10 protein-coding genes are annotated in these 12,839 nt (G+C 64.0%); 2 read left to right on the forward strand and 8 right to left on the reverse strand.

All coding sequences use genetic code 11. From position 1 onward, the window contains the following. Positions 1 to 6 precede the first annotated feature (6 nt). From M2337_RS14210 to M2337_RS14220, 3 genes are all read right to left on the reverse strand, one after another. Positions 7 to 2,877 (reverse strand): TonB-dependent receptor domain-containing protein, encoded by a 2,871-nt coding sequence (locus M2337_RS14210; RefSeq protein ID WP_264570775.1) that lies wholly within the window; start codon positions 2,875 to 2,877, stop codon positions 7 to 9. A gap of 84 nt (positions 2,878 to 2,961) precedes the next feature. Beyond that, positions 2,962 to 3,591, reverse strand: a complete 630-nt coding sequence (locus tag M2337_RS14215; protein WP_264570776.1) for a hypothetical protein — start codon at positions 3,589 to 3,591, stop codon at positions 2,962 to 2,964. Between the two features lie 131 nt (positions 3,592 to 3,722). Then, on the reverse strand, positions 3,723 to 5,156 hold the full coding sequence (locus tag M2337_RS14220; protein ID WP_264588604.1) for a sialidase family protein: 1,434 nt from the start codon (positions 5,154 to 5,156) through the stop codon (positions 3,723 to 3,725). Between the two features lie 135 nt (positions 5,157 to 5,291). On the opposite strand from M2337_RS14220, the gene M2337_RS14225 reads away from it, so the two are divergent. Then, complete coding sequence (locus tag M2337_RS14225; RefSeq protein ID WP_264570778.1) at positions 5,292 to 6,434, forward strand: alpha/beta hydrolase; 1,143 nt, start codon at positions 5,292 to 5,294, stop codon at positions 6,432 to 6,434. Positions 6,435 to 6,476: 42 nt separating this feature from the next. On the opposite strand, the gene M2337_RS14230 is transcribed toward M2337_RS14225, so the two are convergent. From M2337_RS14230 to M2337_RS14240, 3 genes are read right to left on the reverse strand one after another with little or no spacing between them, the layout of a single operon-like run. Beyond that, positions 6,477 to 8,150, reverse strand: a complete 1,674-nt coding sequence (locus M2337_RS14230; RefSeq protein ID WP_264570779.1) for a tannase/feruloyl esterase family alpha/beta hydrolase — start codon at positions 8,148 to 8,150, stop codon at positions 6,477 to 6,479. 29 nt (positions 8,151 to 8,179) lie between these two features. Further along, a complete protein-coding gene (locus M2337_RS14235; RefSeq protein WP_264570780.1) occupies positions 8,180 to 9,721 on the reverse strand; it encodes a carboxylesterase/lipase family protein in 1,542 nt (513 codons plus the stop codon). 31 nt (positions 9,722 to 9,752) lie between these two features. Beyond that, positions 9,753 to 10,661: a dienelactone hydrolase family protein gene (locus M2337_RS14240; RefSeq protein WP_264570781.1), complete on the reverse strand. Its 909-nt coding sequence runs from the start codon at positions 10,659 to 10,661 to the stop codon at positions 9,753 to 9,755. Positions 10,662 to 10,791: 130 nt separating this feature from the next. Here M2337_RS14240 and M2337_RS14245 point away from each other — a divergent pair, with 130 nt between their 5' ends. Beyond that, the gene (locus tag M2337_RS14245) at positions 10,792 to 12,117 is read left to right on the forward strand and encodes a sugar porter family MFS transporter (RefSeq protein WP_264570782.1); all 1,326 of its coding nucleotides are present in this window, start codon (positions 10,792 to 10,794) and stop codon (positions 12,115 to 12,117) included. Between the two features lie 8 nt (positions 12,118 to 12,125). Here M2337_RS14245 and M2337_RS14250 read toward each other — a convergent pair whose 3' ends face one another. Together M2337_RS14250 and M2337_RS14255 are read right to left on the reverse strand one after the other, a co-directional pair. Further along, on the reverse strand, positions 12,126 to 12,269 hold the full coding sequence (locus tag M2337_RS14250; protein ID WP_264570783.1) for a hypothetical protein: 144 nt from the start codon (positions 12,267 to 12,269) through the stop codon (positions 12,126 to 12,128). Beyond that, the gene (locus M2337_RS14255) at positions 12,266 to 12,745 is read right to left on the reverse strand and encodes a hypothetical protein (protein ID WP_264570784.1); all 480 of its coding nucleotides are present in this window, start codon (positions 12,743 to 12,745) and stop codon (positions 12,266 to 12,268) included. Before M2337_RS14255 ends, M2337_RS14250 begins: the two co-directional genes overlap by 4 nt. Positions 12,746 to 12,839: the final 94 nt, after the last annotated feature.

Below are 12,839 nucleotides of genomic sequence, written 5' to 3' on the forward strand. Positions count from 1 at the left end.
CAGCCGTTAGAACTTCTTCGAGAGCTGGAACGAGATGTACCGGCCCATCGAGCTGGAATAGCTGGAGTCGAACCGGATCGGCGTGGCGCCACCCGCATTCACCACCAGCGGCGGATCGGCATCGAACACGTTGAGCACGTTCAGCGATGCCGCCAGACCATTGGTGATCATCGATCCGGTTTCGTCGAAATTGTAGCGCAGGCTGAGGTCCACCGTCGTGATCGGATCGATATTCTGATACTGATCAGGCACGGCCGCCGGCAGGAAGTCGCGCGTGATCGTGCGCGAATTCACATAGTTGAGGAACACGGTACCGGAGAAGCCGCCGATGTCCACGCCCGCTTCTACCTTGCCGGTGAAGCGCGCCGGATAGCCAAAGTGGTTCACCTCATCCTTGAGCGCAACGCCGGGAACCGGCGAGGTCTTGTAGTGGAGGACATAGTTGGCCCGGGCGCCGAAGCGGAAATCGATGCCATTGCCGTAGAGTGTATAGTCGAGCGAGACGTCGAAGCCGTCCGTTTCCACCACGCCGCTGTTATTGCGGCGCGCGTCGACAATGGCGATGACGGTCGTCGGATCGACCAGGCCCAGCACCGGCAATTGCGGATCGGCCGTGATCTGGTTCCAATACGCGACATACTGGGCCAGCGTCTGGTTGGTCTTGTTCGGGAAGTAGACCGGGTTGAACACGATGAAATCGTCATAGGCGCCCGAGTTCAGCACCGCGCCGATGGGGGCGTTGTAGGCGGCCGTGTCGACCTTATCCTTGTAGACGATATTGTAGTAGGTCAGGCTGAAGTTAAAGCCCTTGGCCAACTCCGGCGTCAGGTCCATGCCCAGCGACCAGGTCGTGGCCGTCTCCGGCTTCAGGTCCGGATTGCCGCCAATCGGATAGACATATTGGAACGAGCCCGCAGCGGGCGACAGGCCGACGGCCGAGCCGCTGCCGGTGCGCGGCAGGAAGCCGGCGGTGGCATATTTGTTGACGTCGACCAGCGAGGGTGCGCGGAACGACGTGCCATAGCTGCCGCGGAACTGGATGCCGGATGCCGGGGCGTAGGTCACACCGAAGCGCGGATTGGTCGTCGAGCCGACGTCGCTATAGCGATCGTAGCGGACGGCGGCGTTGAACTCGAGCTTCTCCAGGCCCGGCCGAGCATTGTCGGGGCCGAACAGCGGCACATAGGCTTCTGCGTAGACCGAACGCACGTCGCGCTCGTTCGAGGTCGGCACGCCGGCGAAGGTATCGACATTCGCAGTGCGCGTGTTGGAGAGCTGGCCGTTGCCGAACAGATAGTCGAAGCGGATCTCACCGCCGACCGAGACGCGCACGTCACCGCCCGGCAGGCGGAAGAGTGAGCCGCCGATATTGGCCGAGCCGCCATAGCTGCGATTGAACACTTCAAGTTCCGTCTGCGCGCGGAAGAGCGCCAGAGTCGCCTCGGAATTACAATCGAACTGCTGCCCGTCGCAGAACGGATTGAAGAACGGCACACTCGCCGGCTTGGTGGTGCCGGCCACGGTGGCACCCAAGGCGCGGTTGAGGCCGTTGGTGTTGAGCTGGTTGGTCGCCAGGCTGTAGCCCTTGTTCTCGCTGTAATAGGCGTTGACGTTGGCGTTCCAGTCGTTGCTCAGCTTCATCTCCAGCCCGCCAGAGAGCGACCAGATCTGCTCGTAGCCGGTGATCGTGAGCGGACCCAGATCCTCAAGGAAGCTGTAAGGCACGGTCAGCGTGCCATTGGCCGGGCAATTGAGCGTGGCGCTATCGTCCACCTTGCCGGGCGCGCACGGGCTGAACGGGTTCGTGTTCGGCACCGAAAGCGTCGCCGTCGAGGCAATGCCACGGTTGGTGAGTTCGCGCCGCGAGAACAGTCCGTCGGCCACGAACGTCACGTTATCGTCGAAATCCTGGCGGAAGGTGCCGACCACCGTATGCCGCTTGCCGGAAGGAATGGCATCGGCGCCGATCCATGCATTCTCGCGATTGGGCGTCGCCGTCAGCTTGCCCAGCGTCACGTTCGTGCCATTCTGCCCGGCGGGAATACCATAGAAGCTCGACCCGAACTGAACATTGCCGGGATTGGTGAGCACCGGGTTGGGCGCGCCGCCATAAGGCGAGAGGTCGCTGTTATACAGGTTCGGCCGGTCGGCGGCTTCCAGCGCGGTGCGGTTCTGATACTCGTAGGCGAGGAAGAAGCCGCCGCTGGACCAGCGCCGCCCGAAGGCGACCGAGCCGATATACTCCTCGACGGAGTCGGCAAAACCGGCGCGGGCCTGCACCTCGAACACATTGTCCGGCCGGCGCATAATGAAGTTGACGACACCGCCGACCGCATCCGACCCGTAAATGGCCGAGCCGCCGTCCGCGACCACTTCGATGCGCTCCAGCGCGATGGCGGGGATGTTATCGGCGTCGAAGAGCTGGCCATTGGCGCCCTGCGGGGCGACACGGTGGCCGTTCACCAGGCTGAGCGTCGAGGCCGTGCCCAGACCACGCAGGTTGATCGACTTCGCAGCGAAGGAATTGAGCGAGGTGTTCTGGATGATCGATCCACCCTGCTGCTCGTTATTGCCGCCAAAGTTGACGATCTGGGGGAGCTTGCGGAGTGCGTCGTTGGTGGTGCTGACGCCGAGCTTCTCGATCTCCTCGCGACCGACCGGGATGACCGGCGACCCGACCGGCGCGACGCCCTTGATGCGCGTGCCGGTCACGATGATCGCGGCATCCGCGGCATCCGTGGAACTGCCCTGCTGCGGCGATGCATCCTGCTGCGCCATGGCGGGCGCTGCGCCGAGCGCCGCCAACACCAGAGCCGAAGCGGAGACCGCCAGTTTCAGACCCGTCCGTTCGCGGACAGAAAAATTCCGTGCCTTCATCTCATCTCCCTCCCCTTGCTCCCGATCATGGCCGGGATGCCTGAGCGACTGGCACCTCGCCAGACCGCCGAATTCATCGGTATATTAAATATTATTTGATTTTGTATAACTATATTGAGCCTTGTCGTCAAGGCGATCCTCGCGTTCCCAAGGCGGCGCAGCGCGCGGCTTTACGCGCAGCATCGGGCGGTAATGCTGGAAATAGGCGAGCATCAGCAGCACGTTTACGCCCAATTCGGTCGGCCCGGTGAGCAGGCCACTAAGCCGCGCAGTGATGAAGGTGTTGAGATAGAACACCGTCATGCTCGTCGGCACTTCCAGCACGAGGGCCAGCGGAACGAAACGGTTGCTCAGCAGCATTACGCCGACAATTCCCTCCAGCACCTTGACCGCCGGGAAAATGCCGGTCGCAAAGAGCGAGGCAACGAACGGCCCCGCAATCGGATGCATGGGCGCCCCGGAGGGTTGCATGTCCGTGAACCAGAAGCGCAGGCACGACCAGAGCAGATGCCCGCCAAAGTAGATGCGCATCACATCGGTCGCCTGGTCAATCGTCCGCCAGTCGGCATGGCGGCGCGTGTTCGCCCAGGCCACCGCAACACCGGCCACCATCGGCAGGCCGAAGAAGATGAAGGAATCAAAGCTCAGCAGATTGAACGAAAAGCCCGCGATGCAGATCAGTATCGCCGCGACGATCTTTGCCTGGTGCCCCATCGATGCATCCCCTCCAGCGCAGGATCAGGCAGGAGGCACTTCGTCCCCCTCACGCCTTGAGCGCTGATGGTCATGCTAGGGCCTTCCCCTGCATCGTGTCAACATTTTGAATTTAGTTTTGACTAACGATCTTATTTGTTCGGCGGCGGTAGGTCGCCCAGCAGCGGTGCCAGCGGAACGCGCGCATATATCACCTGCCCTGCCGCGCCTGCTGGCCAGCCTGTCCAGGCGGCGTGAAACGCGTCCCTCCCGGCGCCTAGACTGCTGATGAAGTCCCCGCCTGCGGAATAGTCCTTCACCAGCGCGTCCGGCACGCGGGATGAGGCGGGCGAGACGCGCTGCACCGGTCCGAAGCGCTCACCATCGGTAGAGGCCGCGATATAGAGGTCATAGCTGCCGTCGGCATGATAGCCCCGCCAGAGCAGCCCCAGCACGCCTCCGGGCGTATAGGCCAGCGCCGGCCGCGACGACCGCAGCACACCTTCAGGCGCGGCCGGGCCATCCAATGTCTGCCAGTGGGCGCCGCCATCCCGCGTGATGCGCACCGCTGGCGTCCCCGCGTTGTCGGACGCCAGCGCGAGCGCATATTGCCCAGCATGGGCCGGATGCGCGGCGATCGGCGGATAATGGACCAGCCGGTCGAAATATTCGACCTGTGTGACGAGGTGCCGCTGCACCGTCGCTCCGCCATCCGCGCTGGTGGCGAAGACCACGCACAAGCACTTGACGCCATCGACCGGCACGGCTTCCGCCAGATAGCTGTAGGCAAGCGTACCGTGGGCGACGACATAATGCCCGTCCCAGCGCTGCGGCCAGCCGGGCGCACCAAAGGCGCGGATCGGCCCCCAGCTTTTGCCGCGATCCTTCGAGACGGTGTAGAAGCGCTGCGAGCGCAGCGCCTCGCCCGGCGGGGCCGGATAGCCGCCGGAGAGGATGATTTCCCCGCTCACCGCGTCGATCACGCCGCGCCCCCCGTCCCATGGCACATGCGTCGCTTCGGCCGGGACCGTGGCATTGGCCTCGAACCGCGCCTCTTCCCCCGTCGCGATGCCGCTGGAGATCGGGGACCAATTATGGCCCCAGTCGGTCGAAAGGCGCATGACTACCCGCCCTGACGCATGCTCGCCCTCCGGCGCGTTCTGCGGCAGCACGCCCGCCAGCGTCGCGCCGATCAGCAACTCGCCCTGCGGACCAATGTCCACATAAGGCGAGTTGCACACGGGCGTGTCGGCCATCGTCCAGACCAGCGGCTGGGTATCGAAGCTGCGCCCACCGTCCTTGGACAGCGAAAGGTGGCACTGCATGCCCCGCTCGCCGGCGGGTTCGCCAGGTCTTGTCATGGCCAGATCCCGCCAGATGACCGCGACGCGCTGCGGGTCAGCGGGGTCGACCGCGATCTCCGGCACCGAGGCGGAAAAGGCCGCGCCGCCGGTGCTGAGTTGCTGGACCATCGGCATCTGCGCCTCCGTTCCTGACGCTACAGGATGACAGCCCGCCACCAGTGCCACTGCTCCTAAGCCAGCAAGCGCCCGCACCCCGCCCTTACCCTGCGCCAGACCGACCATATCCACTCTCCCTCGACCAGCAAAAAGACCGATTTGGACGGCCCCTTTACAATCGATTGTATTCATGTGAGTCTAACAATTCCAGATGCCAATTTGCGATGCGGCACAAAAAACCAGACTAAATGAGAGGTTTATATGGGAGAATCATTCGCCAAACGCCCGGCGTACAGCCTGTGGTCGCGACTAGTGGCGCTTACGGGCGCATCGGTGGTCGCGCTGGCCTTCCCCGCCGCCGCACCGGCCCAAACGGCTGACAAGGCGGACAGCAATCCAGTGAAGATCGATGCCGACGGCACAGTGCATGTGCCCGCGATGAGCGTACCGGTTTCCAGTTTCCTGACCGATGAAGCCAAGGCCTATCTGGCCGAGCATCTGCACGACATGCAGGACCGTGAATCGAAGACGCTGCCGGAAAATGGCGTCCCCTTCTTCATGAAGCCCTATATGGCCTCGGCCAAGGCGATGTTCCCGCTGGTCCGGCAGGAAACGACCATCGCAGGCGTGCCCGCCATCACTTACACGCCTACGCAAGGGGTCAAGCCGCAGAACCAGAAGCGCATTCTGCTCAACCTGCATGGCGGCGGCTTCGGCGGCTGCTACCCGGGTTGCGCCGAGTTGGAATCGATGCCGATCGCGTCGCTCGGTGGCTATAAGGTCATCACGATCGATTATCGCCAGGCGCCGCAATATCGCTTCCCGGCTGCCAGCGAGGATGTCGCCAGCGTCTATCGCGAACTGCTCAAGAGCTACAAGCCGGCTGATATCGGCATCTATGGCTGCTCGGCGGGTGGCATGCTCGTTGGCATGGCGATGGCCTGGTTCGATAAGGAGAAACTCCCCATGCCCGGCGCCATCGGCATTTTCTGTGCCGGCATGACGCTGGAGAAAGGCCCCGGCTTCGGCGGCGACGCGCATTATACCACCGCCGCCATCGGCGAGGCGAACCCGCCGGCGGAACCGCCGCCGCCGCTCGGCAAGGGTCTGCCGCCGCTCCAATATCTTGAGAAGGTGGACATCAAGGACCCGCTGGCCGCACCGGCCAACTCGCTCGAACTGCTCGCCAAGTTCCCGCCGACGCTGTTCATCACCGGCACGCGGGCCTTTGAACTGAGCTCCGCAGTCTACTCACATGGCCAGATGGTGAAGGCCGGCGCCGATGCCGACCTGCATGTGTGGGACGGCCTGTTCCATGGCTTCTTCTACAATCCGGTCATCCCGGAATCGCAGGATGCCTACAAGGTCATCGTCAACTTCTTCGACAAGAAGCTCGGCAAGTAGCGGGGGGAATGCGGCGCAGCGGTCTCCCCTCTGCGCCGCATGTCAGTAAGGAGCCGGCGGCGGGCCAGCCTCCATGCCGGCGCCCACCCAGTCGAACCGGTCGTCATGATCCTTGGCGATGGGCACCGGCGCAAAGCTGCTGGCGGCGTTGATGTCCCCCCGGCCCGTATAGCGTATCTGCACCGGGAACGGATAGGTCGGGCGGCGGCGGACTGTGCCATCCTTCAGAATGGCAGCGCCTTCCACCGCACCGGGCGCCGCGCCCCGCTCCACCCAATTGACCATCGGCCCGAGCAGGTCGTGCTGATAGCCGATATAGCCGCCAGCGCAGTGATAGACGCCGGGGAACATGTAGACCCGCATGAACGGATCGGTCCCGGCAAAGCCGCCCATCGCGTTCCGGACGCGCTGATAATAGTCCGGCAGTAGCCATGATCCTGCGGCATTGTCCGCCTCGCCCTGCCACATGATCAGCTTGCCACCGCGCGCCTTGAATGCCGCGAGATCGGGATTGCTGGCGTTATAATAGCCGCCCTTCTCGATCAGGTCGGCCAGGGCCGCCGCATCGGGCTTCCATGTGCGCCAGTCGAAATCCTGATGGGTTTCGCCATTGTAGATCATGAACTTGATCTGGTTCGCCGCCAATTGATAGCCGTCGGCCACGAAACTGCCCGGCCCGGTCCACAGCAATTCGGAGCCGTAAGGCTCGCCGCCAAAGAACAAGGGCCGGCCCTCTGCATCCCTCGGCCCTTCGTAAAGCCGGTGCATGGTCTCGGCCTGCTGCGCCGACACGCAATCGGTCCGCTGCCCCGGCTTGCAGACCAGCGTACGTGGATCAAACCGGCAGCGACGGGGATTGTCGATCTGGCCATCCTTGAGGCCATCAAGGCCGTCGCATGCCGCCATCACTGCCCGATGAAGCAATTGGGTGGATTGCGGCGTCAGAATGGGTTGGCCATCCGCACCCCTGGCAACCTGAGACTCATGGATGATGCGGACGACGCCCGGCGTGATCGACAAAGCGGGCGCGCCTGCGATGATGCCGTCGAAATCCTCAGGATAGCGCTGCGCTTCCATCATGGCCTCGCGCCCGCCATTGGAGCAGCCCATGAAGTAGGAGTAAGCCGGCTTGCGTCCGTAGAAGCGGGCGATGATCTCCTTGGCGACACGCGCCGTCACATGCGCCGCCCGATAAGCGAAATCCGCCCGCAATTGCGGGGCATGGGCGGCCCAGAGCGTATCACGCGCGTCCGGCCCGACATGGCCGCTATTGTTGAAGCTCACGGCAAATGCGCCGCTGAAGGCCGTCTGATTATCGCAGGAGGGCGACACCGTCTGATAGATCACGCCGCAGGCCCCGCCACAGCCACCCTGCAGGTAGCGACCGGTGTAGGTTTCCATAGGCAGGTGCAGCTCGAACTGAATCTGCGGCGCGATCATGCCCTTGATCCGGCAGAAGGCCACGCCATTGTCGCGCGTCTCCAGTGTCGCGCTGCTGATCCGCGCCGGCGCGCCCTCGATGGTCAGCAGATCCTCGGCGGGCAAGGCGTCGCAGGCCATGACCGGCATCACGACCGGCCGCACGGGCAGCGGCGTGAAATGGACCGGCGGCATCGGGGATTTCGCCGGTTGCGACTGAAGCGAGGCGCTGCTGACACAAGCGAGCATGGCACCCGCCGCGAGTCGTGCCAGCCGCTTGATCCAACCTGTCCGCATAAGCCTTCCCCTCTCCGATACCTTCGCGTTCAGCGCGGTTTTATGGTCTGATCCGCTTCCCCGCTCTCGCCGTGATAATGCCGGTCGATGAGGTCGAGCAGCACCGGCTCGCGCTCGCCGATTGGCGCAGCGCCCTCCGCGCCGAAGCGCAGCGCGACATGGGCCGGCACGCCATGAGCGGGCCATTGCGGCAGACCGGCTCCGTTGGGATTGCCGGTGCGCGCGAAGTTCAGCCAGTATCCGCTCAGCAGACGATGGATCATCTGCTCCTCGGCGTCGAGCGCCCGCCCGGCGGGCTGATAATTGCCGAAGATATAGGCCAGCTCCGCACCATGATGGGCCGTGCGGGGGCGCCCGGCCGGCTGGGGCGGCGCATAATCGAAGACATAGCGATAGACAGGCGCCCGGCCGGTCTTGGTCTGCAGGCCAGACCACATCGCGGCGGTGAAATTGCCCCATTCGACATTGGTCAGGCGCCAGCGGGCATCGGTGGGATTGGCCTGCCCATCCGCACCGATGGCGGCGGCGATAGCGGGCGCCAGCGGACCATATTCGGCCCGCAAGCCATCATTCAGCGCCTCCCGGCTAATCTCGGGCGGGCGCCCGAATTCCTGCGTGGTGCCACCGATGATCATCGGCACATCATTCTGCGCCCCGGCCAGATAGATCTCACGCACGCTGCGGGGCAGCAGCCAGCCATCGACATTGGGCTCATATTTCTGGTCGTCCGGGATCAGCAGCTTGTCCGTGGGCAGCTTGCGCAAGGCGGCGAGGCTGGTCACGTTGCGTTCCGCCATGAACGCTTTGCCCAGGGCCTCGGCCTTTCGCAGCGGCAAGGCCGCCCGCACCCCGAAGGACGAGCCGGATTCGCCGATGGCCTTGGCGAACAGCCCCTTGGCGAGCGGCGAGGCGGTGAGGATGTTGACTGTCTCGGAGCCGGAAGACTGGCCGAACACCGTCACATTCTGCGGATCGCCCCCGAAGGCAGCGATATTCTCCTGCACCCAGCGCAGCGCGGCAACGGCATCGAGAACCCCGTAGTTGCCCGAGGCCCCATGGGGCGATTCAGCGCTCAGCTCCCGCGTGGCGAGGAAGCCGAGCGCGCCGACCCGATAGCCAAAGCTCACCAGCACCACGCCCTGCTGCGCCAGCGCGCGTCCATCGAAGATCGGCAGCGCAGTCGATCCACCGCGAAAGCCGCCGCCATAGATCCACACCATCACCGGGCGCTTGGCCTGCGCGCCCATCTGCGGCGTCCAGACATTGAGATAGAGGCAATCCTCGGACGTATCCTTGCGCGCCGGCAGCCCACCGGGGCAGGCTGGCGCAAAGGTTGTCGCCTGCCGCGGCCTGGTCCAGCCCGCCGGCGCTGCAGGCGGCCGCCAGCGCAGGTCACCGGTCGGCGCGGCTGCATAGGGCACGCCCTTGAACGCCAGCACGCTATCATCGCGCGTACCGACGACGGGACCATAGGTCGTCTCGACGCGCGGTGTCTCCACTGAGGCCCCCTGCGCCTGAGCTGAAGTGGGCGCTGCCACGAGCGTGCCGGCCACCATCAGGGCTGCCAGCAAGCGGCCTCTCCCGGCGATCTTCCTCATGCGATCAACCATTGGCCCGGCCCCCGCTCGCGCAATCATGGGTCGCGAAGAAGTCGAGCGTCTGCGGCAGATAGCGCACCCAGGCGTCGCCATGCGTGCCCTCGGGGATCAATTCCATCCGCGCATCGACGCCGGCAGCTTTCAGGCGTTCCGTCAGCGTCTGCGTGTCGGATGCGTTCGCGCGATCATCTCTGCCGCCATGCACCAGCAGCACGCTGGAAATGGGCTTCAGCTGCTCGACCGGATAGTCCGGCCAGGGCGGCCCGCCGCTCGCGGAGATGGCGCACCAACGCTGCGGATCGGTCTGGGCGAAATGCAGCACGCCGGTCATGCCCATGGAATTGCCCATCAGATACACACGGCGCGGATCGATATTATAATCCGCCATCGCCTTGGCCAGCACGTTGCGCACGTCCGCCTCGGCCAGCGCGGATTGCTGCTCCGGCGTCATCGTCGCTTTCTTCCCCATGTCAGGCAGCGCCGAGGGGAGCGGGAGATTGGCGCCATAATCGGCCATGCCATTATAGCCATTGGGCGAGACCACCACGAAGCCATGCTTTTCCGCCTCCCGCTGAAGCGCACCCCCGGCATCGTCAAAGGGGCCATCCGCCGTGCTGCCATAGCCATGCAGAATGAGCACCATCGTCCAGTGCCGGTCCGCCCGCCAGTTTGATGGCAGAAAGACCCGGTACGCGATCTCCTCACCCTTGGCCTGCGGCATGGCATAAGTGAGCTTGAGATCGCCGGTCTGTACCGTGCTCGCATTCGCCGCGGCCGAATTGTTCTGCGCATCCGGCGCGGCCCCGTTGCACCCGGCCAGCAGCAAGCCCAGAGCACCGAGCGCGAAAAGCGCCTTGCCCCCGGAAAACCGCGCAGCTAGCTTGGCGTCAGGCCTTTGAAATGGGGGCATCATCGCTCTCCTCAATCCTCATCTTGCAATCCATTGCGAATCATCTTTATTCATGATCGTATAACAAAGCGAGATCGGCACCAGCGTTCTTCTGCATAAATTGACCGACCGCTAACCGGACAGGAGACGCGCCATGCCCAATCGCTCTATTTCGCTCTGGGCTTTCACGGCGGCGCTGGCCGGCCTGCTGTTCGGTTTCGACACCGCAGTGATTTCAGGCGCGGAAATGGCCATTCAGCGGACCTGGTCGATGGGCAGCGCGATGCACGGGCTCGCCATATCCTCTGCCCTGTGGGGCACGGTGGTCGGCGCCCTGTTCGGCGCGATCCCCAGCGATCGCTATGGCCGCAAGCCGACGCTGATCTGGATCGGCATCCTCTATCTGGTCTCCGCCATCGGATCGGCACTGGCGTGGGACCCGTGGTCGTTCATGGCCTTCCGCATTATCGGCGGCCTCGCCATCGGCGCTTCCTCGATCGCCGCGCCCGCCTATATTTCGGAGATTGCCCCGCCGGCCTGGCGCGGCCGGCTGGGTATCCTATTCCAGACGATGATCGTGCTGGGCATTCTCATCGCCTATGTCTCCAACGCGCTGATCAGCGGCGCACACCCGGCGGACTGGCGGATCATGCTCGCCATCCCGGCCATTCCCGCTGCGCTCTTCCTGCTCGCCACCGTCGTGCTGCCGGAGAGTCCGCGCTGGCTGCTGCTCCACAAGGGCAATGAAGCCGAGGCGCGGCGCGTGCTGGCGATGGCCGGCGGCGATATCCAGGCGATCCGCGCCACGGCCGACCCCGCTGGCGAAAGCCGGATGACACTGCGCCGCTTCTTCGACGGGCATCTGCGCCGCCCGATCATGCTCGCCTTCCTGGTCGCCTTCTTCAACCAGCTCTCCGGCATCAACGCGATCATCTATTATGCACCCCGCATCTTCGGCCTGACCGGCGCGGAGGCGAGCGCCACGCTATACGCCACGGTGGGCGTCGGCGTAGTAAATCTGGTCTTCACGCTCGTCGGCATGGCGTTGATCGACAGTGCCGGGCGCCGGAAGCTGATGCTGATCGGCTCGGTCGGCTACATCGTCTCGCTGGCCATGGTCGCTTATGGCTTCGCCAGCGCGCATTATACGCTGGTGCCGGTCTTCATCTTCCTGTTCATCGCTGCCCATGCCATTGGCCAGGGCGCGATCATCTGGGTCTACATCTCGGAAATCTTCCCGAACAATGCCCGCGCCACGGGTCAGGCGCTCGGCACCGGCACGCATTGGGTGCTCGCCGCCGCCCTCACCCTGATCATGCCCGCCGTGCTCGCCAGCGTCGCGCCGGTATGGATCTTCGGCTTCTTCGCCTTCATGATGGTGCTGCAGCTGGTCTTCACCCTGTTCATGATGGTCGAGACGCGCGGCCGCTCGCTGGAGGAGCTATCGGCGGATCTGGCGCGCGAGCCCGCCCGGCCCTGACGGCGAGGCTACTTTCCGATCAGGCCGACAAACAGATAGAAATTATAGGCCTGCAGCGCGATGGCGAACCAGCCGAACGCATAGAAGGCGATCCGCAGCCAGCGCCGGCTCTTGGACCGGGCCTCGCGAGGCGATGTGGTCTGCACGGTCATAGCCCGGCCTCCTTCGGCGTCGCTTTCCAGGCAAGCATGGGTCGATAATAATCAATGTAGCACCAGATCAGCCAAAGATGGATCAGCAGCACGCACAGGCCGCCGATGATCATGTCGCCGATGGCGGCGAGCACCTGCGCATTGGTCACCGTGCCCTGTATCCAGCCCCAGATATCATCGAGGATCAGGGCATCGAGCATGAAGGTGCCGAAAATCACCGGGAAGGCGACCACCAGCATCAGCGGGACGCCCCGGTTGAAAACCAGCGACAGGCCCAGCAGGATTTCGACCACCTTGGCCATCTGGAACATCCAGCCCGTGCGGATCATCTCGGTGATCACCACATGTTTCATCGGTGCATCGAGCGGCATGTAGATGCTCGGTAGCGGCATGAACCCAAAGAACCAGTTGAGACCGCTCAGCAGGCTGAAGATGCCGAGCAGCATCCGGGCAGAAACCACCATTGGCTTGAACATACTGTCTTCTCCCGCTCCGCGACCCCACCCGAATTGCGTCGATTCGAGTTGACAGCGCCCTTGTAACGCGCATGAATTGCTAGGCAATCATGTA

It is taken from the genome of Sphingobium sp. B2D3A (assembly GCF_025961795.1).
In the GTDB taxonomy this organism is placed as follows: Bacteria; Pseudomonadota; Alphaproteobacteria; order Sphingomonadales; family Sphingomonadaceae; genus Sphingobium.

Excerpts from the sequence above, each read along its gene's own strand:
- M2337_RS14210 (WP_264570775.1), bottom strand. The coding sequence starts at position 2,877 with ATGAAGGCACGGAATTTTTCTGTCCGCGAACGGACGGGTCTGAAACTG.
- M2337_RS14215 (WP_264570776.1), bottom strand. The coding sequence starts at position 3,591 with ATGGGGCACCAGGCAAAGATCGTCGCGGCGATACTGATCTGCATCGCG.
- M2337_RS14220 (WP_264588604.1), bottom strand. The coding sequence starts at position 5,156 with ATGGTCGGTCTGGCGCAGGGTAAGGGCGGGGTGCGGGCGCTTGCTGGC.
- M2337_RS14225 (WP_264570778.1), top strand. The coding sequence starts at position 5,292 with ATGGGAGAATCATTCGCCAAACGCCCGGCGTACAGCCTGTGGTCGCGA.
- M2337_RS14230 (WP_264570779.1), bottom strand. The coding sequence starts at position 8,150 with ATGCGGACAGGTTGGATCAAGCGGCTGGCACGACTCGCGGCGGGTGCC.
- M2337_RS14240 (WP_264570781.1), bottom strand. The coding sequence starts at position 10,661 with ATGATGCCCCCATTTCAAAGGCCTGACGCCAAGCTAGCTGCGCGGTTT.
- M2337_RS14245 (WP_264570782.1), top strand. The coding sequence starts at position 10,792 with ATGCCCAATCGCTCTATTTCGCTCTGGGCTTTCACGGCGGCGCTGGCC.
- M2337_RS14250 (WP_264570783.1), bottom strand. The coding sequence starts at position 12,269 with ATGACCGTGCAGACCACATCGCCTCGCGAGGCCCGGTCCAAGAGCCGG.
- M2337_RS14255 (WP_264570784.1), bottom strand. The coding sequence starts at position 12,745 with ATGTTCAAGCCAATGGTGGTTTCTGCCCGGATGCTGCTCGGCATCTTC.